General features: G+C 71.3%; 19 protein-coding genes, 1 tRNA gene and 1 riboswitch. Of the genes, 9 read left to right on the plus strand and 11 right to left on the minus strand.

Features of this window, described 5'->3' with window-relative positions:
* Position 1 precedes the first annotated feature (1 nt).
* Positions 2-460: a RidA family protein gene (locus tag ACK99Q_RS04700; RefSeq protein ID WP_410185069.1), complete on the minus strand. Its 459-nt coding sequence runs from the start codon at positions 458-460 to the stop codon at positions 2-4.
* A 1-nt stretch (position 461) separates the two neighbouring features.
* Positions 462-617: a DUF4177 domain-containing protein gene (locus ACK99Q_RS04705; RefSeq protein ID WP_410185070.1), complete on the minus strand. Its 156-nt coding sequence runs from the start codon at positions 615-617 to the stop codon at positions 462-464.
* Positions 618-695: 78 nt separating this feature from the next.
* Between ACK99Q_RS04705 and ACK99Q_RS04710 the strand changes: the two genes are divergently transcribed.
* The gene (locus tag ACK99Q_RS04710; RefSeq protein WP_410185071.1) at positions 696-1,676 is read left to right on the plus strand and encodes an ArsA-related P-loop ATPase; all 981 of its coding nucleotides are present in this window, start codon (positions 696-698) and stop codon (positions 1,674-1,676) included.
* Complete coding sequence (locus ACK99Q_RS04715; RefSeq protein WP_410185072.1) at positions 1,673-2,872, plus strand: ArsA family ATPase; 1,200 nt, start codon at positions 1,673-1,675, stop codon at positions 2,870-2,872. Before ACK99Q_RS04710 ends, ACK99Q_RS04715 begins: the two co-directional genes overlap by 4 nt.
* Positions 2,873-2,879: 7 nt before the next feature.
* On the opposite strand, the gene ACK99Q_RS04720 is transcribed toward ACK99Q_RS04715, so the two are convergent.
* Positions 2,880-3,137, minus strand: a complete 258-nt coding sequence (locus ACK99Q_RS04720) for a WhiB family transcriptional regulator (protein ID WP_410185073.1) — start codon at positions 3,135-3,137, stop codon at positions 2,880-2,882.
* Between the two features lie 208 nt (positions 3,138-3,345).
* Between ACK99Q_RS04720 and ACK99Q_RS04725 the strand changes: the two genes are divergently transcribed.
* Positions 3,346-5,529, plus strand: coding sequence for a transglycosylase domain-containing protein (locus tag ACK99Q_RS04725; protein ID WP_410185074.1), 2,184 nt, complete (start codon positions 3,346-3,348; stop codon positions 5,527-5,529).
* 9 nt (positions 5,530-5,538) lie between these two features.
* On the opposite strand, the gene ACK99Q_RS04730 is transcribed toward ACK99Q_RS04725, so the two are convergent.
* From ACK99Q_RS04730 to ACK99Q_RS04740, 3 genes are read right to left on the minus strand one after another with little or no spacing between them, the layout of a single operon-like run.
* Positions 5,539-6,000, minus strand: coding sequence for a GatB/YqeY domain-containing protein (locus ACK99Q_RS04730; RefSeq protein ID WP_410185075.1), 462 nt, complete (start codon positions 5,998-6,000; stop codon positions 5,539-5,541).
* Positions 6,001-6,036: 36 nt separating this feature from the next.
* The gene (locus tag ACK99Q_RS04735) at positions 6,037-6,801 is read right to left on the minus strand and encodes a hypothetical protein (protein WP_410185076.1); all 765 of its coding nucleotides are present in this window, start codon (positions 6,799-6,801) and stop codon (positions 6,037-6,039) included.
* Entirely contained in the window at positions 6,798-7,742 is a 945-nt protein-coding gene (locus ACK99Q_RS04740) for an ABC transporter ATP-binding protein (protein ID WP_410185077.1), read from the minus strand. Before ACK99Q_RS04740 ends, ACK99Q_RS04735 begins: the two co-directional genes overlap by 4 nt.
* Before the next feature lie 98 nt (positions 7,743-7,840).
* Here ACK99Q_RS04740 and ACK99Q_RS04745 point away from each other — a divergent pair, with 98 nt between their 5' ends.
* The 5 genes from ACK99Q_RS04745 (at position 7,841) to ACK99Q_RS04765 (ending at position 12,899) form a co-directional block, all read left to right on the plus strand.
* The gene (locus ACK99Q_RS04745) at positions 7,841-8,965 is read left to right on the plus strand and encodes a sensor histidine kinase (protein WP_410185078.1); all 1,125 of its coding nucleotides are present in this window, start codon (positions 7,841-7,843) and stop codon (positions 8,963-8,965) included.
* Positions 8,962-9,558: a response regulator transcription factor gene (locus ACK99Q_RS04750; RefSeq protein WP_179427544.1), complete on the plus strand. Its 597-nt coding sequence runs from the start codon at positions 8,962-8,964 to the stop codon at positions 9,556-9,558. The genes ACK99Q_RS04745 and ACK99Q_RS04750 overlap by 4 nt, the downstream gene beginning before the upstream one ends.
* Positions 9,559-9,590: 32 nt before the next feature.
* Positions 9,591-10,493, plus strand: coding sequence for a metallophosphoesterase (locus ACK99Q_RS04755; RefSeq protein ID WP_410185079.1), 903 nt, complete (start codon positions 9,591-9,593; stop codon positions 10,491-10,493).
* Between the two features lie 18 nt (positions 10,494-10,511).
* A tRNA-Pro gene (locus tag ACK99Q_RS04760) sits at positions 10,512-10,585 on the plus strand.
* 364 nt (positions 10,586-10,949) lie between these two features.
* Positions 10,950-12,899 carry an acetoacetate--CoA ligase gene (locus ACK99Q_RS04765; RefSeq protein ID WP_410185080.1) on the plus strand — a complete coding sequence of 650 codons (1,950 nt, stop codon included), beginning with the start codon at positions 10,950-10,952 and terminating at the stop codon, positions 12,897-12,899.
* Between the two features lie 77 nt (positions 12,900-12,976).
* On the opposite strand, the gene ACK99Q_RS04770 is transcribed toward ACK99Q_RS04765, so the two are convergent.
* From ACK99Q_RS04770 to ACK99Q_RS04785, 4 genes are all read right to left on the minus strand, one after another.
* Entirely contained in the window at positions 12,977-14,011 is a 1,035-nt protein-coding gene (locus tag ACK99Q_RS04770) for an aspartate-semialdehyde dehydrogenase (protein ID WP_410185081.1), read from the minus strand.
* Complete coding sequence (locus ACK99Q_RS04775; RefSeq protein ID WP_410185082.1) at positions 14,008-15,297, minus strand: aspartate kinase; 1,290 nt, start codon at positions 15,295-15,297, stop codon at positions 14,008-14,010. The genes ACK99Q_RS04770 and ACK99Q_RS04775 overlap by 4 nt, the downstream gene beginning before the upstream one ends.
* A 128-nt stretch (positions 15,298-15,425) precedes the next feature.
* On the minus strand, positions 15,426-16,022 hold the full coding sequence (gene recR / locus ACK99Q_RS04780; RefSeq protein WP_179427562.1) for a recombination mediator RecR: 597 nt from the start codon (positions 16,020-16,022) through the stop codon (positions 15,426-15,428).
* A 72-nt stretch (positions 16,023-16,094) separates the two neighbouring features.
* Positions 16,095-16,409 (minus strand): DMT family transporter, encoded by a 315-nt coding sequence (locus ACK99Q_RS04785; protein ID WP_410185083.1) that lies wholly within the window; start codon positions 16,407-16,409, stop codon positions 16,095-16,097.
* A 10-nt stretch (positions 16,410-16,419) separates the two neighbouring features.
* A riboswitch (guanidine-III (ykkC-III) riboswitch) is annotated at positions 16,420-16,487 on the minus strand.
* A gap of 93 nt (positions 16,488-16,580) precedes the next feature.
* On the opposite strand from ACK99Q_RS04785, the gene adhP reads away from it, so the two are divergent.
* Entirely contained in the window at positions 16,581-17,612 is a 1,032-nt protein-coding gene (gene adhP, locus ACK99Q_RS04790) for an alcohol dehydrogenase AdhP (protein WP_410185084.1), read from the plus strand.
* On the opposite strand, the gene ACK99Q_RS04795 is transcribed toward adhP, so the two are convergent.
* Positions 17,599-18,162 (minus strand): anthranilate synthase component II, encoded by a 564-nt coding sequence (locus ACK99Q_RS04795; protein WP_410186061.1) that lies wholly within the window; start codon positions 18,160-18,162, stop codon positions 17,599-17,601. The genes adhP and ACK99Q_RS04795 overlap by 14 nt on opposite strands.
* Positions 18,163-18,175: the final 13 nt, after the last annotated feature.

Raw genomic sequence — 18,175 nt, forward strand, 5'->3', positions numbered from 1 at the left:
GTCAGCGGACCTCGACGACCGCGTCGATCTCGACGGGCGTGTCGAGGGGCAGCACGGCGACGCCGACGGCACTGCGGGCGTGCGAGCCGGCCGCGCCGAACGCGGCGGCCATGAGGTCGCTCGCGCCGTTGGCCACGGCGGGCTGGCCCGTGAACGACGGGTCGCTCGCGACGAACACGGTCAGCTTCACGACGCGCACGACCGAGTCGAGGTCGACCACCGAGCTGATCGCCGCGATGACGTTGAGCGCGCACAGCCGCGCGTACTCCTGCGCGTCCTCGGGCGTGACCTCGGCGCCGACCTTGCCGGTGCCGGGCAGGACGCCGTCGACGAACGGCAGCTGACCGGACGTGTACACGTGCGAGCCGCTGCGCAGCGCCGGGACGTAGGACGCGACGGGTGCCGCGACCTCGGGGACCGTGAGCCCCAGCGAGGCCAGACGGTCGACGACGGCGCCCATGTCAGGCCACCGGGCGCTTGAAGTAGGCCACGAGGTTCTCGGGGTTCATGCCGGGCACGATCTGGACCAGCTCCCAGCCGTCGCCCCCGAAGTTGTCGAGGATCTGCTTGGTCGCGTGGACGAGCACGGGTGCCGTCAGGTATTCCCACTTGGTCATGGCCCCGACTGTATCCCCGCTCGGGCGGGTGCGGTTCTCGCCCGACGCTCCGGCCCGACCCTCGGTAGTCTCGACGGCGTGGCCAACTCGACTCCACTGCACGTCGTGACGGGCAAGGGCGGCACCGGCAAGACGACGGTCGCGGCCGCGCTCGCCCTGGCGCTCGCAGGCAAGGGACTGAAGGTCCTGCTGTGCGAGGTCGAGGGCCGTCAGGGCATCGCCCAGCTCTTCGACGTCCCGCCGCTGCCCTACGAGGAGCGCCGGATCGCCACGAGCGACGCCGGCGGCCACGTGCACGCGCTCGCGATCGATCCCGAGGCCGCGCTGCTGGAGTACCTGCAGATGTACTACCGCCTCGGGCGCGCCGGGCGGGCCCTCGACAAGTTCGGCGTCATCGACTTCGCCACGACGATCGCGCCGGGCGTGCGCGACGTGCTGCTCACCGGCAAGGTCTACGAGGCCGCGCGGCGCCGCACGGGCGACAAGTCCTCGCGCTTCGTCTACGACGCCGTCGTGGTGGACGCGCCGCCCACGGGCCGCATCGCGCGGTTCCTGGGCGTCAACGACGACGTCGCGGGCCTGGCCAAGGTCGGCCCGATCAAGACGCAGTCCGAGTCGATCATGAGCATGATGCGCAGCCCGCAGACGGCGGTGCACCTGGTCACCGTGCTGGAGGAGATGCCCGTGCAGGAGACCCTCGACGGCATCGACGAGCTCAGCCGGGCGGGGCTGCCGGTGGGGCACGTCGTGGTGAACCTCGTGCGCCCGTCCCTGCTGTCCGACGACACCGTCGAGGCGCTCGAGGCCGGGCGGCTCGACGCGAAGGCGGTCGCGCCCGTGCTGGAGAAGGCCGGGCTGCCCCGGGACGCCGCCGCCACCCTCGTCGCCGACGGGTTCGGCCACATCGAGCGCCAGCAGCTGCAGAACGAGCAGCGCACGATCATCGAGGACTGCGGCCGCCCGCACGTCACGCTCCCGCTGCTGACGGGTGGGATCGACCTGGGCGCGCTGCAGGACCTCGCCGCCGAGCTCGCGCCGCTCGTGGAGGACGCCCGATGACCCCCGGCGCGACCACGACCCCGCGCGAGCGCAGGCCCCGCACCGAGCGTCGGCTCTCCGCCACCGAGCAGCCGGCGCGCATCGACGTCGACGGCCTGATCGCCGACCCGGCCACCCGCATCGTCGTGTGCTGCGGCTCCGGAGGCGTCGGCAAGACCACCACCGCCGCGGCGCTCGCCCTGCGCGCGGCCGAGCAGGGCCGCACGGTGTGCGTGCTGACGATCGACCCGGCGCGACGCCTCGCCCAGTCGCTCGGACTGCTCGAGCTCGACAACACGCCGCGCCCCGTGAAGGGCATCGACACCGAGCTCGGCGGCTCGCTCGACGCGATGATGCTCGACATGAAGACGACCTTCGACGAGGTCGTCGAGGCGCACGCCTCGCCCGAGAAGGCCGCCGAGATCCTCGCCAACCCGTTCTACGTCGCGCTCTCGAGCTCGTTCGCGGGCACGCAGGAGTACATGGCGATGGAGAAGCTGGGCCAGCTGCACGCCGAGGACCGGTGGGACCTCATCGTGGTGGACACCCCGCCGTCACGGTCGGCGCTGGACTTCCTCGACGCCCCCGAGCGGCTCTCGTCGCTGCTCGACGGCCGGTTCATCCGGCTCATGCTGGCGCCGGCACGCGGGCCGGCCAAGCTGCTCTCCGCGGGCCTGGGCATCGTGACCGGCGCCCTCAACAAGGTGCTGGGCGCGCAGGTCCTCACCGACATGCAGACGTTCATCGCGGCGTTCGACACGCTCTTCGGCGGATTCCGCCAGCGGGCCGAGGCGACGTTCTCGCTGCTGCAGGCCGACGGCACGGCGTTCCTGGTGATCGCGGCGCCCGAGGCGGCGGCGATGCGCGAGGCGGCCTACTTCGTGGAGCGGCTGGCGGCCGACGACATGCCGCTGGCGGGACTCGTGGTCAACCGCGTCCACGACGAGTCCGCGGCCGGGGTCACGGCGGCCGACGCCGAGTCGGCCTCGCCACGCCTGGCGGGGGGACGGGCGGCGGAGCGCCGGACCGCGGAGCTGCTCGACGTCCATGCCGAGCGGATGCGGCTGGCGGAGCGGGAGAACCGTCTGCGCGAGCGGTTCAGTGCGGCACACCGCAACGTGGAGGTGGTGCCCGTGCCCGCACTGGACACGGACGTCCACGACCTGGGTGGCCTGAGAGTGATCGGTGACCACCTCGGCGCCCCGCAGGGCGCCTGAGGTCAGGTCAGCTGGCGGGAACGAGCAGCTCGCGCCACTTGCGGACGTTGGGCTTGCGACGCAGCAGGGCGCGACGCTCGCGCTCGGTCATGCCGCCCCACACGCCCCACTCGATGCGGTTGTCGAGCGCCTCGGCGAGGCACTCGGCGCGGACGCCGCAGCCGTTGCAGACGAGCTTGGCGCGGTTCTGCTCGGCGCCCTTGACGAAGAGATCATCCGACTTGCCGAGGCAAGCCGCGTTCTGAGACCAGTTGTTGTTCCACATGCGCAGAGACCCTTTCCCGAGATCCTCCGGGTCCCCGTGACCGAGAGGAGAACTTGTTTCTGCTGAGAAAAAGCCTAAGGATTCGCGCGGTAACCGGACAGATTCCTCCGGGTAGTTGATACATAGTCCCAAATAGTCATGTCGCTCCGGGCCGCGCTGGGCTCGCCGCTGCCGGGGCGGGTTGCCGATCTCCCGTATCCTCGTGCCCATGGCGTGGCAGGACATGGGTGACTCGATCAAGAAGGTCGCCGAGAGCGAACCGCGGCCGACGTCGAAGCTGGGGGCGATCGGCTCGATCGCGTGGCTCTCGGTGCTGGCCGGAGTGATCGTCGCGGCGATCTTCGTGCCCGGCACGGCCTTCCTGGCCAGCACCTCGAACAAGGTCAGCAAGGACGTCGTCGACCTGCCGCTCGCGCTGCAGGACCTGCCGAACCCGCAGACCACCCGCCTCATCGCCTCCAACGGCAAGCGCGTCGCGTACTTCTACCAGGAGAACCGCCAGGACGTGCCGCTGGCGAAGATCGCGCCGGTCATGCAGACCGCGATCATCTCGATCGAGGACTACCGCTTCTACGAGCACGGCGCCCTCGACCTCAAGGGCACGCTGCGCGCCCTGATGAACAACGCCTCCGACGGCAACACCCAGGGTGGCTCGTCGATCACCCAGCAGCTCGTGAAGCTGACGCTGGTGCAGCAGGCCGCCACGAAGGAGCAGCGCGCCGCCGCCACCGAGGTGTCCACGGCCCGCAAGATCCGCGAGCTCAAGCTGGCGATCAACTACGAGAAGAAGTACTCCAAGGACGAGATCCTGGAGCACTACCTCAACATCGCGTACTTCGGCGACGGCGCCTACGGCATCCGCGCCGCGGCCTACCACTACTTCTCGGTCAGCCCCGACAAGCTCTCCACCGCCCAGGCCGCCACGCTGGCCGGTCTCGTGCAGAACCCCGAGCAGTTCAACCCGCGCATCTACCCCGAGCGCGCGCTCCAGCGCCGCAACACGGTGCTCGGCGTCATGGCCCGCCTCGGCAAGATCCCCGAGGCTGAGGCCGAGGAGCTCAGTGCCACGCCGATCGGCCTGAAGATCACGTCGTTCCCGAACGGCTGCGTCGACTCCGAGGCCGCGTTCTCGTGCGACTACATCCGCCGCTACCTGCTGCAGGAGCCGGCGCTGGGCGAGACCGTCAAGGAGCGTCAGGCGATGCTCGAGCGCGGCGGCCTGACCATCAAGACCAACATCGACCTGTCGATGCAGAAGGCCGTCAACAAGGCCGTCACGAAGTACGTCGGCGACACCGACAAGGCGATCGGCTCGCTGGCCCTCGTCGAGCCCGGCACCGGCAAGGTGCGCGCCATCGGCCAGTCGCGCTCGATGGGCAAGGGCAAGGGCGAGACCTACATCAACTTCTCGGTGCCCCGCCGGTACGGCGACTCGAACGGCTTCCAGGCCGGCTCGACGTTCAAGATGTTCACCGCCGCCGCGGCCCTCGAGGACGGCATCCCCGCGAGCAAGTCCTACAACTCGCCGCAGACGATGAAGATCCCCACGGGCACCTACTTCGACTGCGACGGCAACGGCACCGGCCAGTGGGAGGTCAAGAACTCCACGGGTGCGGGCGGCTTCAACATGGTCACCGGCCTGCGCCGCTCGGTGAACACCTACTTCGCCCAGCTCGAGCGCGACGCCGGCCTGTGCGAGACGGTCAAGATGGCCAAGCGGATGGGCATCCCCACCGCCGAGCCCGACATCGACAAGGGCAGCCCCGGCAGCTACATCCCGTCCTTCACGCTGGGCCCGATCGACGTCAGCCCGCTCGACATGGCGGCCGCCTACGCCACCCCCGCCGCCGGCGGCATGTACTGCGAGCCCGCCCCGGTCGCCGAGATCCTCGACCGCAGCGGCAAGACGATCAAGAAGTACAAGCCCGAGTGCAAGCGCGCGATGAGCAAGAAGACCGCCGCCACGGTGAACGCGATCCTGGTCGGCCTCCAGCAGCCGGGCGGCTTCGGCTACAGCAACGGCACCGGCCTGAGCATCCCGTCGGCCGCCAAGACCGGTACCACCAACGACAGCAAGGCCGTCTGGTACACCGGCTACACCCCCGAGATCTCGGCGGCGTCGATGATCGCGGGCATCAACAAGAAGGGCCAGCCGGCGGGCCTCGTCGGCACCACGCTGCGCGGCACCCCGGTGTCGTTCTCCCAGGCAGGCGGCTCGTCGCTGGCGGGTCCGCAGTGGAAGGCGGCCATGGGCGAGATCGAGAAGTCGCTCACCCCGGCCAAGTTCGACGCGGTGACCCTGCCGTCCGCGCCCCGCGCCACGAAGAAGAGCGGCGGGGACGACGACGATCGCCGGGGCCGCGGGCGCGGCCGCGGCGGGGACGACGACTGAGCGAGGGGCTCAGGCGCCGAGCTGGCGCCTGACCTCGGCGGCCACGGCGCCGCCGTCGGCACGATCCTTGGTCTGCGCCGAGACGGCGCCCATGACCTTGCCCATCGCCTTCATGCCCTCGCCGGCGGCGCCGGTCTGGTCGATGACGCCCGCGACGATCGCGGCGATCTCCTCGTCGCTGAGCGGCTCGGGCAGGTACTCCGCCAGGATCGCGGCCTCGGCGCGCTCCTTCTCGGCGAGCTCGGGGCGGTTGCCCTCGTCGAACGCGGTGGCCGACTCGCGGCGCTTCTTGGCCTCCGACGACAGCACCGTGAGGACGTCGTCGTCGGTCAGCTCGCGCGCCTCCTTGCCGGCGACCTCCGCGTTGGTGATCGCGGCGAGCACCATGCGGATCACCGAGGTGCGCAGGGCGTCACGGGACTTCAGGGCGGTGTTGAGGTCGTCGCGCAGGCGGTCCTTGAGAACTGACATGTCGCCATTCTCCCACCGCCTGCGCGACGAGCGATCTCAGTGCCGCGGCTCCCAGCGGAACAGGCGCTTGGACAGGTCGTACCCGAAGTACGTCCACAGGGCGAGGCCCGCGACGGCCACGCCGACGTTGCCGTAGACGTCCATCTCGTACGCGGCGCGCACGAGCGTCACGAGGGCGCCGCCCGGCGTGAGGTCGAGCCAGCGGTTCTCGGTCATCGGCGAGGCGATCAGCGTGCCGAGCGCGAGGGCCACGTAGGGCATGCTCGAGATCTGCGCGGCGCTGGCGTTCGGCGTCAGCGCCGCGGTCGCGGTGGCTGCCGTGACCGACGAGGCCAGGAGTCCCACGAGCGCCACCAGCAGCCACCACCAGGCCCCCGGCATGCCGTTGCCCAGCGCCACCATGGCGACCAGGACCAGGAGCGTCTGGCCCAGGCACAGCAGGACCGGCGGCACGAGCAGGCCGGTCAGGATGACGAGGTCGGAGGACTCGCCCGAGCGGAGCCGCTTGAGGAAGAGGTCCTGGCGCCGGGTCACGAGGGTCGTCGTGGCGGTGATGTAGACGGTGAACATCACGAAGAACATGACGACCATCGAGACCATGCCGACCGACGCGGTCGTGTCGTCGGACGCCTCCACGGCGGTCTCGCGCTGGACGAACAGGAACGCGGCGAACATCAGCGGCAGCGCGGTGGCGCTGAACAGCACGGCCTTCGAGCGTGCGATGAGCCGGAACTCCGAGCCCGCGATCGCGCGGACGCGGGCGAGGGCGGTCGGCGAGGTGGGGGTGGTCGTGGTGCTCATGAGGCATCCTCCAGACGGTTGCTGCTGTGGCTGACGCGGGTGAAGATCTCGGAGAGGCTGGCCTCCGAGGCGTTGAGCCGCTCGAGTCGGTGGCCGTGCTGGTCGGCCCAGCGCAGCAGGCGGCCCAGCGAGGACTGCAGGTCGGCGACGTCGAGGCGGACGCGGTCGGCGCTGATGCGCAGCGAGACGGGATCGACGACGGTGCGCAGCTCGCGGTCGAGGTCGGCGCCGGCCAGGCCGACGGTGGTGAACTCGATCGCCGCGGGCGCCGTGCCGACGACGTCCGAGAGCGTGCCCTCGGTGGCGACACGGCCCTCGTGCATGATCGCCACGTGGTCGGCGAGCGCCTCGGCCTCCTCCAGGTAGTGCGTGGTCAGCACGACCGTGGTGCCGCCCGCCTTGAGGTCGGCGACGAAGCGCCACGCGGCCTCGCGGGACTCGGGGTCCAGCCCGGCCGACGGCTCGTCGAGGAACAGCACCTCGGGGTTGTTGAGCGTCGCGAGGATGAGGTCGAGCCGGCGACGCTGGCCGCCGGACAGCTGGACCACGCGGGTCCCGGCGCGGTCGGCCAGCCCGAGTCGCTCGAGCGCCTCGTCGGTGCGGCGCGGGTGGGTCGTGAGCGAGGCCCACAGGTCCACGGTCTCGCGCACCGTGAGGTCGCCCGCGAATCCCGACTCCTGGAGCATGATGCCGAGCCGGGGCCGCAGCCGGGCGCGGTCGGCCACGGGGTCGAGGCCCAGGACGCGGACCCTCCCAGCGTCCGCGGCCCGGTGTCCCTCCAGGGTCTCCATCGTGGTGGTCTTGCCCGCGCCGTTCGTGCCCAGCAGGGCGAACAGCTGGCCGCGCCGGACCGTCAGGTCGAGGTCGCGCACGGCGGTGAAGTCGCCGTACGTGCAGGTCAGGCCGCGAACGTCGATCACGGCGTCGTCTGTGGTCTCCATGTCTCCACCCTCGCGGCCGGGGACCGGTGCCCACCAGCGCGTGGAGTCACCAGAACCGATGACATCTGTCATGCGCCTCCTCGGCTACGGTCGGGACCGTGAGCTCGAACCCCGACGGCTTCGTCGCGACCTGGCGCTACACCGCCTCGAGCCTGTGGATCTACGTCGTGTTCGGGACGATCGGACCGGTGGCGCGGGCGACGGGCGACCTGGTGCAGGGCACCGCGGTCGTGCGCAGCGTCCTGCTGCTCGTGGTGATCGCCGGCGTCGTGTGGTTCTCGTGCCGGCCGCTCATCGCGGCCGCACGCACGGGCCTGGGCCACGAGCAGATCGCGTGGTCGCAGCGGGCGACGTACCTCGCCCCGGCCCTGCTGGTCTACCCGCTGGCCTGGCTGCCGCCGACCTTCCCGCCGGGGATCGTGCTGGTGCCGTGGCTCGTCGTCTCGCTGCTGGCGATCGACGTCGCGCCGCGGCGACGCAACACGCTGCTCGTGCTGGCGGTGCCCGTGCTGCTCGGCCTCTACGCCGTCGCGGGCTGGGACCAGCTGCTCGACCTCGACTTCCAGGGCGCGTACGTCATCGGCTTCATGGCGCTCTTCCTGCCGGCCGTGTCGGTGTTCCAGGTCTGGCTGTGGCAGCTCATGCTCCAGGTGCGGTCCGCCGGCGAGGCCGAGGCCGACCTGGCGGCCGTGCGCGAGCGACTGCGGCTCGCGGCCGACCTGCACGACGTCCAGGGCCACCACCTGCAGGTGATCGCGCTCAAGGCCGAGCTCGCCGAGCGCCAGCTCGACCGCGATCCCGCCGCCGCGAGGGCGTCGATGGGCGAGGTCCAGCAGATCGCGCGCGATGCGATGACCGAGACCAAGGAGATCGTGCGCGGCTACCGGCGCACGAGCCTGCGCGAGGAGATGGCCAACGCGGCGGCCGTCCTCGAGGCGGCCGGCGCCGACGTCACCGTGGAGTGCGACGAGGGCCTCGACCAGCCGCTGTTCGCGCTGGCGCTGCGCGAGGCGACGACGAACATCCTGCGCCACAGCGCCGCGACCACCGTGCGCATCGAGGCGTCACCGGAGCGCCTGGCCATCACGAACGACGGCGCCCGCGAGGCCACGGGGTCGCCCGGCTCGGGCCTGGCGTCGCTGACCGAGCGGGTCGCGGCGGGCGGCGGCCGCTTGGCGGTCCGGCGCGAGGACGACCGCTTCACCGTCGAGGTGGTCCTGTGATCCGGGTCGTGGTCGTCGACGACGAGGAGATGATCCGCAGCGCGATCGTGGCCCTGCTCGCCCTGGAGGAGGACCTCGAGGTCGTGGGCGAGGCCGGCAACGGCGCCGACGGGCTCGACCTGGTGCGGACGCACGCGCCCGACGTCGTGCTGCTCGACCTGGAGATGCCGCCGACGGACGGGATCGAGGTCGCGACCCAGATCGACGGGCTCGCGCGGTCGGTCCTCATGACCCGCCACGCGCGCCCCGGGGTGCTCCGCCGTGCGATGGCCGCGGGGATCGCGGGCTTCGTGCCCAAGTCGAGCCCCGTGTCCGCCCTCGCGCAGGTGATCCGCGAGGTCGCGGCGGGACGGCGCTACGTCGACTCCGAGGTCGCCGCGGCCGCGCTGAACGCCGAGGCCTCTCCGCTCTCGGACCGCGAGCTGGACGCGCTGCGGCTCACCCGGCGGCACCTGTCGGTGGCCGAGATCGCGGGCACGCTGCATCTCGCCGAGGGCACGGTCCGCAACTACCTCTCGAGCGCGATGACCAAGACCGACACGTCCTCGCGGTACGAGGCCGCCGAGCACGCGTACGAGCACGGCTGGATCTGACGGCGGTCGGAGCCGGCCACTAGGCTTCCGGCATGCGACTGACCCGGCTGCTGGGAGCGACCACCGCGCTCGGACTGGGCACGCTCGCGTACTCCTACGTCGAGGCCACGCGCCGGTTCGTGGTGCGCGAGTTCACCGCGCCGGTGCTGCCCGCGGGCCATGAGCCCATCCGCGTGCTGCACCTGTCGGACATCCACCTCACGCCTGGCCAGCGCGCGAAGCAGGAGTGGCTCGAGTCCCTCGCCGGCCTGCGTCCCGACCTCGTCGTGGACACCGGCGACAACCTGGCCCATCGCGACTCGGTCGTGCCGCTCGTGACCGCGCTCGCCGACCTGCTGCAGGTGCCCGGGGTGTTCGTGTTCGGGTCCAACGACTACTACTCGCCGCGGCTGAAGAACCCCGCCACCTACCTGTCCGGCGGCACCGGCGTCGACACCGGGGGCGACTGGGAGCGCCCGCGCGACCTGCCCTACGAGGAGCTGCGCGCCGTGCTCTCCCACCAGGGCTGGCGCGACCTCAACAACCGCCGTGACGAGCTCACGGTCAAGGGCACCCGCATCGCCTTCACGGGCGTCGACGACCCGCACCTGCGGTTCGACCGGCTCGACCACCAGCCCTCCGACGCCACGGCCGACCTGCGCATCGGCGTCGCGCACGCGCCCTACCTGCGCGTGCTCGACTCGTTCAACGCCGCCGGCAACGAGCTGATCCTCGCGGGGCACACGCACGGCGGCCAGCTGCAGGTGCCCGGCTTCGGCGCGCTGGTCACGAACTGCGACATCGACCGGGCCCGCGCGAACGGCCTGCACACGCACCGGACCCCGGGTCACGACCCCTCGTGGCTGCACGTCTCGGCGGGCTGCGGAACCTCGCCGTTCACCCCGTTCCGGTTCTCTTGCCGCCCCGAGGCGACAGTCCTCACCCTGACCGGGTAGAATTTCTGAGGTTGCACACGGGGTGTGGCGCAGCTTGGTAGCGCGCGTCGTTCGGGACGACGAGGCCGCAGGTTCAAATCCTGTCACCCCGACCCACTCACGAAGCCCGGACTCCCTCGGAGTCCGGGCTTCGTGCCGTTCCGGGGGTGCGCGCGGCGGTCTTCCTCCGATTGGCGCGTAACTCGCAGTTAGGGCACACTGACCGGGTGCCCGGATCGCTCCGGGCGCTCGGCAGCTCCGGTGAGCGGGTCCACCCGCGTGTGTGCACCGGGGCAGGGAAGCCGAGGAGCCGCCCCGCCCGGTCCTTCACCGAGCGGGGTGCGCCGGCGTGCTGGGGGGCAGGCCGGCGCGAGCGAGGCGGTCGTCGGTCTGGTGGGGAAGCCATGGCCGGCGGCCGCCCCGTGATCCGCGCGGTCCCGGCTCTCGTGCGTCGTGGGTCACACCTAGACTGCCGACATGCCTGCCGACGTCCTCTGGGAACCCGCCCTCTCCGGCACCTCCGCGATCGAGCGCTTCGCCGCCTGGGTCGCTCGCACGAGGGGAGTGGACGTCCCCGACTACGAGGCGCTGTGGCAGTGGTCGGTGGATGATCTCGCCGGGTTCTGGGGCGCCTGGGTGGAGTACCTCGACCTGCCACACGACGGCACCGCCGAGCCCGTGCTGCCCGACGCCTCGATGCCCGGAGCGCGCTGGTTCCCCGAGTTGCGGCTCAACTACGCCGAGGCGATGCTGCGGATCCCGGGGCGCGCCGACGACGACGTCGTGGTGATCGCCCGGTCGCAGAGCCGCGACGAGGTCACGCTGACCGCCGCCGGGCTGCGCGAGCAGGTGGCGCGGGCGCGGCAGGGACTCCTCGCGGCCGGCGTCGGCCCCGGCGACCGTGTGGCGGCCTACGCGCCGAACATCCCCGAGACGCTCGTCCTGCTGCTGGCGTCGGCCAGTCTCGGCGCGATCTTCTCCTCGTGCGCGCCCGAGTTCGGCACGCAGAGCGTCATCGACCGCTGGCAGCAGATCGAGCCCGTCGTGCTGCTCGCCGTCGACGGCTACCGCTACGGCGACAAGGGGATCGACCGGCGCGACCAGGTCGCCACCATCACCGAGGCGCTCCCGTCGCTGCGCCAGGTCGTCTGGCTGCCGTACCTGGACCCCGCGGCGGCCGCTCCCGACGGCGCGACCACGTGGCAGGAGTTCACCGCGGCCACCGGACCGCTCGAGTTCGCCCGGCTGGCGTTCGACGCGCCGCTCTACGTGCTGTTCTCCTCGGGCACCACGGGCCTGCCCAAGCCGATCGTGCACGGCCACGGCGGCATCACGATCGAGCATCTCAAGGCGCTCAGCCTCCAGAGCGACCTCGGCCCCGAGGACCGCTTCTTCTGGTTCTCCACCACCGGCTGGATGATGTGGAACTACCTCGTCTCCGGCATCGGCGCGGGCTCCACCGTGGTGATGTTCGACGGCAACCCGGCCCACCCAGGGCTCGAGGCGCTGTGGCAGCTGGCCGCGGAGGTCGGCGTGACGTACTTCGGCACCAGCGCGCCGTTCCTGCTCCAGTGCCGCAAGGAGGAGCTGCACCCCGCGCAGGTGGCCGACCTGTCGGCGCTGCGTGCGCTCGGGTCCACCGGCGCGCCCCTGCCCGAGGCCGGGTTCCGCTGGGTCTACGACGAGTTCGACTCGCAGGTGCAGCTGGCCTCGGTCTCCGGTGGCACCGACACGTGCGCCGCGTTCGTCGGCGCGGCGCCCACCGTCCCGGTCTACGCGGGCGAGATCTCGTGCCGCTCGCTGGGCTGCGACGTGGACTCCTTCGACGAGCAGGGCCAGCCGGTGCGCGACCAGCTGGGCGAGCTCGTCATCAAGCAGCCGATGCCCTCGATGCCCGTCGGCTTCTGGGGCGACGACGACGGTTCGCGCTACCGCGCGGCCTACTTCGAGGACTTCCCGGGAGTCTGGCGGCACGGCGACTGGATCAACCTGACCTCGTACGGCTCGTGCACGATCACCGGCCGCAGCGACGCCACCCTCAACCGCGGCGGCGTGCGGCTGGGCACCTCGGAGTTCTACTCGGTCGTCGAGTCGATGCCCGAGGTCGCCGACAGCATCGTGGTGCACCTCGAGGACTCCGAGGGCGGCGCCGGCCGGCTGCTGCTGTTCGTGGCGCTCGTCGAGGGCGCCGTGCTCGACGACGACCTCACGAGGCGGATCGCCACCGAGCTGCGCTCGAAGCTGTCGCCGCGCCACGTGCCCGACGAGGTCCACCAGGTCCGCGGCATGCCGCGCACCCTCTCGGGCAAGAAGCTCGAGGTGCCCGTCAAGAAGATCCTGCGCGGCACGCCCGTGGACGACGCGGCGGCCAAGGGCGCGCTGCAGAACCCCGAGGTCCTCGACGACTTCCTCGCCTTCCGCCCCTGACGAGATTTGCTCCCATTTCTACCTTTCAAGCCCTCTGAAAGGTGGCAATGGGAGCAAATCTTGGGCGGGCTGGCAGGTCAGACCAGCAGCTCGGCGATCTGGATCGTGTTGAGCGCGGCACCCTTGCGCAGGTTGTCGCCCGACACGAACAGCACGAGGCCCTGGTTGCCGTCGAGCGACTGGTCCTGGCGGATGCGGCCGACGAGGCTCTCGTCGCGCCCCGCCGCCTCGAGCGGGGTGGGCACGTCGGTGAGCGTCACGCCGGGCGCCGACGCGAGGATCTCCTCGGCCTGCTCGGGTGTGATGTCGCGCGCGAACTCCGCGTGGATCGACAGCGAGTGGCCCGTGAACACCGGGACGCGCACGCACGTGCCCGCGACCCGCAGGTCGGGCAGGCCGAGGATCTTGCGCGACTCGTTGCGGAGCTTCTGCTCCTCGTCGGTCTCGTGCGAGCCGTCGTCGACGATCGAGCCCGCCAGTGCGATCACGTTGAACGCGATCGGCGCGACGTACTTGACCGGCTCGGGGAACTCGAGCGCGCGACCGTCGTGGGTGAGCGCGTCGGCCTTCTCGACCGTGGCGAGGGCCTGCGAGTGCAGCTCCTCGACGCCGGCCAGGCCCGAGCCCGAGACCGCCTGGTAGCTGCTGACGGTGAGCCGGACGAGGCCGGCGGCGTCGTGCAGGGGCTTGAGCACCGGCATCGCGGCCATCGTGGTGCAGTTCGGGTTCGCGATGATGCCGCGGCCGCGGGGACCGTCGCCGGCGGGGATGTCGCCGGGGTTCACCTCGCTGACGACCAGCGGGATGCTCGGGTCCTTGCGCCACGCCGACGAGTTGTCGATGACGGTGACGCCGGCCTCGGCGAAGCGGGGGGCCTGGACCCTGCTCATCGTGGCGCCGGCGCTGAACAGTGCGATGTCGAGGTCGGAGACGTCCGCCGTGGCGGTGTCCTCGACGACGATCTCCTCGCCGCGGAACGGCAGGGTCTTGCCGGCCGAGCGGGCCGAGGCGAAGAAGCGCACGGACTCCGCGGGGAAGCTCCGGTCCTCGAGCAGCTGACGCATGACGGCGCCGACCTGGCCGGTCGCGCCGACGACTCCGATCTTCGTCATCGTCCGGTCCCTCCGTACACGACGGCCTCGGTGTCCTCGCTGCCGAGGCCGAAGGCCTCGTGGGCGGCGTTGACGGCGGCGTCGACCTCGTTCTCGGCCACGACGACCGAGATGCGGATCTCGGAGGTGGAGATCATGCCGATGTTGACGCCGGCCGCGGCCAGCGCCTCGAAGAACGTGGCGGTGATGCCGGGCTGCGAGCGCATGCCGGCGCCGACGATCGAGACCTTGCCGACGCTGTCGTCGTACTGGAGGCGCTCGAAGCCGATCTGGTCCTTGAGGCGGGCCAGCGCGGTCATGGCGGTCTGGCCGTCGTCGCGCGGGAGCGTGAAGGAGATGTCGGTGAGCGCCGTCGCGGCGGCCGAGACGTTCTGGACGATCATGTCGATGTTGATCCGGGCCTCGGCCAGGGCGCGCAGGACGGCGGCGGCGTAGCCCACCTTGTCGGGCACCCCGACGACGGTGATCTTGGCCTCGCTGCGGTCGTGGGCGACCCCGGAGATGATGGCGTGCTCCATCGCCTGTCCTTCTTCCGTGTACTTGCTGACGTCTTCGGCGGCCACGACCCACGTGCCCGTCTTGTCGCTGAACGACGACCGCACGTGGATGGGCATGGTGTTGCGGCGGGCGTACTCGACGCACCGCAGGTGCAGGATCTTGGCGCCGCTGGCGGCCATCTCGAGCGTCTCCTCGTAGGAGATCGCGGGGATGCGCGTGGCCGTGGGGACGATGCGCGGGTCGGCGGTGAAGATGCCGTCGACGTCGGTGTAGATCTCGCACACGTCGGCCTTGAGCGCCGCCGCGAGCGCGACGGCGGTGGTGTCCGAGCCGCCGCGGCCGAGCGTGGTGATGTCCTTGGTGGTCTGCGAGACGCCCTGGAAGCCCGCCACGATGACGATCGCGCCGTCGGCGATCGCCGACTGGAGGCGGCCGGGCGTGACGTCGATGATCTTGGCCTTGCCGTGGACGTCGTCGGTGAGGACGCCGGCCTGCGAGCCGGTGAAGCTGCGCGCCTCCTGGCCCAGGGTCTCGATCGCCATCGCCAGCAACGCCATCGAGATGCGCTCACCGGCGGTGAGGAGCATGTCGAGCTCGCGGCCCGGCGGGAGGGGAGAGACCTGGTTGGCCAGGTCGATCAGCTCGTCGGTCGTGTCGCCCATCGCGGACACGACGACGACCACGTCGTGACCGGCCTTCTTGGTCGCCACGATGCGTTGGGCGACTCGCTTGATGCTGGTGGCGTCCGCCACCGACGAGCCGCCGTACTTCTGCACGACGATGCCCATGGACATTTCCTTGCTCTGGGGGATCTGCTGGCACAGGGAGATGACGCCACGTTGCGCCTCGGCCAGTCTAGCGCCTGCGCTTCCAGCCTCCGGCCCGCCGTCCGGGCGCTGGACCGGGTCCGCGACCGTCAGCCGACGGCGGTGCGGCCCTCGAACGCGCGACCGAGGGTGACCTCGTCGGCGTACTCGAGGTCGCCGCCCACGGGCAGGCCGCTGGCGAGCTTGGTGACCTTCAGGCCGATGGGCACGAGCATCCGCATGAGGTACGTGGCCGTGGCCTCGCCCTCGAGGTTCGGGTCGGTGGCGATGATGACCTCGGTGACGGCGCCGTCCTGCAGGCGGCCGAGCAGCTCCTTGATGCGCAGCTGGTCGGGACCGATGCCGGCGATCGGGCTGATCGCGCCACCCAGCACGTGGTAGCGGCCGCGGAACTCACGGGTGCGCTCGATCGCGATGACGTCCTTGCTCTCCTCGACCACGCACAGGACCGAGTCGTCGCGGCGCGGGTCGGAGCAGATGCGGCACGTGGTGTCGACCGTGACGTTGCCGCAGACCGAGCAGAACAGGACCTTGGTCTTGGCGTCGACGAGGGTCTGCGCGAAGCGCTTGACGTCCTCGGGGTCGGCGTCGAGGAGGTGGAACGCGATCCGCTGGGCGCTCTTCGGGCCGATGCCCGGCAGTCGACCGAGCTCGTCGATGAGGTCCTGGATCACGCTTTCGTACACACCGACAGCGTAGTCGGCCGCGGCCAGCCGGACCGCCTCCGACGAGGCGAGTCCGGCGGCCGCGTGCGTGACTCAGTGCGCGAGCTTGAGGCCGACGACGCAGCCGATCAGCCCGCCGATGAGCAGGAACTTGGTGATCGAGATCGGCTCGGTGCCGGTGTACATGGCCCAGCCGACCGTGGCGGCGGCGCCGATGCCCACCCACACGGCGTAGGCGGTGCCGATCGGCAGGTCCCGCATGGCCCACGCGAGGCCCGCCATCGAGATGGCGCAGGCGACGACGAAGACGATCGAGGGGCCGAGCTTGCTGAAGCCCTCGCTGCGACCCAGGGCGGTGGCCCACACGGCCTCGAACAGACCCGAGACGACCAGAACGATCCACGACATGGCGAACTCCTTCGTGGCCGTCTTGTCGCGCTCCGGGTACGACTCCACTCGTCCGGTGGCCGGGGATCCCGGCTCGGATTCCAGCCTTTCACGTCCGGGGTCGGGGGCCAAATCGGATGCAACGTCGGTGACACCTTCGCGGACTAGCGTCGGTGGTGGAGAGGACGAACCATGACCGACATCCCGCGCACGATGCGCGCCGCCGTCAGCGCCGAGGCCGGCGCCCCCCTGACCATCGACGAGGTGCCGGTGCCGACGCCCGGCCCGGGCCAGGCGCTCGTGCGCCTAATCACCTCCGGCGTGTGTCACACCGACCTGTACGCCGTGAACGGCGACTGGCCCGTGCCGCCGAAGCGCCCGCTCATCCCCGGCCACGAGGGCTTCGGCGAGGTGGTCGCGCTCGGCGAGGGCGTCACGCAGCTCGCGGTCGGCGACCGGGTCGGCAACGCCTGGCTGTGGTCGGCGTGCGGCGCGTGCGAGTACTGCCGCCAAGGCTGGGAGACGCTGTGCGAGCAGCAGCAGAACGGCGGCTACGGCGTCGACGGCTCGTTCGGCGAGTACATGCTCGTGGACGAGCGCTTCGCCGCGCGAGTCCCCGACGGGGTCGACGAGGTCGAGGTCGCGCCCATCCTGTGCGCGGGCGTCACGGTCTACAAGGGCCTCAAGGTCGCGAACACGCACCCGGGGCAGTGGATGGTCATCAGCGGCATCGGCGGCCTCGGCCACATCGCGGTCCAGTACGCGGTGGCGATGGGCATGCGGGTGATCGGCGTGGACGTCGACGACGCGAAGCTCGAGCTGGCGCGCAAGCACGGCGCCGAGCACGTCGTGAACGCGGCGAAGGACGACCCGGTCGCCTTCGTGCAGGAGACGGTGGGAGGGGCGCACGGCGTCCTCGTCACGGCTGTGCACCCCGAGGCCTTCGGCCAGGCCACCGGCATGACCCGGCGCGGCGGCACGATCGTGTTCGTGGGCCTGCCGCCGGGCGACTTCCCGGCCAACATCTTCGACATCGTGCTGCGCGGCCTGACCGTGCGCGGCTCGATCGTGGGCACCCGTCAGGACATGGTGGAGGCGCTCGAGTTCTTCGCGGCGGGGAGGATCCACCCGACCGTGTCGACCCGGTCGCTGGACGAGATCAACGACATCTTCGACGAGATGGAGCACGGCCGGATCGACGGCCGCGTGGTCATGCAGTACTGAGCCGCAGGAAGCTCGCGAGCAGGTCGTGCCCGCGCGAGGTGAGGATCGACTCGGGGTGCACCTGGACCCCCTCGATCGGCAGCTCGCGGTGGCGCAGTCCCATGACGATGCCCGAGCCGGTGCGGGCGGTGACCTCGAGAACCGGAGGGACGTCCTCGACGACGAGGGAGTGGTAGCGCGCGCAGACCAGGGGTGAGGGCAGCCCGGCGAACACGCCTGCCCCGTCGTGGTGGACGAGCGACGACTTCCCGTGCACCACGCGGTCGGCCCGGACGACGCGCGCCCCGAAGACCTCGCCGATCACCTGGTGGCCGAGGCAGACGCCGAGGACGGGCGTGTGGGCGCCGAACCGGCGGACGACCTCAGCGCTGACGCCGGCGTCGGCGGGCGTGCCCGGCCCCGGGGACACGATCACGTGCGTGAAGTCGCCGGCGAGCAGCTCGTCGACCGACGCGGCGTCGTTGCGCACGACCTCGGTGCTGCCGCCGAGCTCGCCCACGTACTGCGCGAGGTTGAACACGAACGAGTCGTAGTTGTCGATGAACAGCACGCGTGGCCGCCCG

The organism is Aeromicrobium sp. MLTX1, assembly GCF_046452335.1.
Taxonomy (GTDB): Bacteria; Actinomycetota; Actinomycetes; order Propionibacteriales; family Nocardioidaceae; genus Aeromicrobium.

Coding starts and splice junctions, on each gene's coding strand:
- ACK99Q_RS04715 (WP_410185072.1), top strand. CDS start 1,673: ATGACCCCCGGCGCGACCACGACCCCGCGCGAGCGCAGGCCCCGCACC.
- ACK99Q_RS04725 (WP_410185074.1), top strand. CDS start 3,346: ATGGCGTGGCAGGACATGGGTGACTCGATCAAGAAGGTCGCCGAGAGC.
- ACK99Q_RS04765 (WP_410185080.1), top strand. CDS start 10,950: ATGCCTGCCGACGTCCTCTGGGAACCCGCCCTCTCCGGCACCTCCGCG.
- ACK99Q_RS04720 (WP_410185073.1), bottom strand. CDS start 3,137: ATGTGGAACAACAACTGGTCTCAGAACGCGGCTTGCCTCGGCAAGTCG.
- ACK99Q_RS04700 (WP_410185069.1), bottom strand. CDS start 460: ATGGGCGCCGTCGTCGACCGTCTGGCCTCGCTGGGGCTCACGGTCCCC.
- ACK99Q_RS04785 (WP_410185083.1), bottom strand. CDS start 16,409: ATGTCGTGGATCGTTCTGGTCGTCTCGGGTCTGTTCGAGGCCGTGTGG.
- ACK99Q_RS04705 (WP_410185070.1), bottom strand. CDS start 617: ATGACCAAGTGGGAATACCTGACGGCACCCGTGCTCGTCCACGCGACC.
- ACK99Q_RS04740 (WP_410185077.1), bottom strand. CDS start 7,742: ATGGAGACCACAGACGACGCCGTGATCGACGTTCGCGGCCTGACCTGC.
- ACK99Q_RS04775 (WP_410185082.1), bottom strand. CDS start 15,297: ATGGGCATCGTCGTGCAGAAGTACGGCGGCTCGTCGGTGGCGGACGCC.
- ACK99Q_RS04730 (WP_410185075.1), bottom strand. CDS start 6,000: ATGTCAGTTCTCAAGGACCGCCTGCGCGACGACCTCAACACCGCCCTG.
- ACK99Q_RS04735 (WP_410185076.1), bottom strand. CDS start 6,801: ATGAGCACCACGACCACCCCCACCTCGCCGACCGCCCTCGCCCGCGTC.
- ACK99Q_RS04770 (WP_410185081.1), bottom strand. CDS start 14,011: ATGACGAAGATCGGAGTCGTCGGCGCGACCGGCCAGGTCGGCGCCGTC.
- adhP (WP_410185084.1), top strand. CDS start 16,581: ATGACCGACATCCCGCGCACGATGCGCGCCGCCGTCAGCGCCGAGGCC.
- ACK99Q_RS04755 (WP_410185079.1), top strand. CDS start 9,591: ATGCGACTGACCCGGCTGCTGGGAGCGACCACCGCGCTCGGACTGGGC.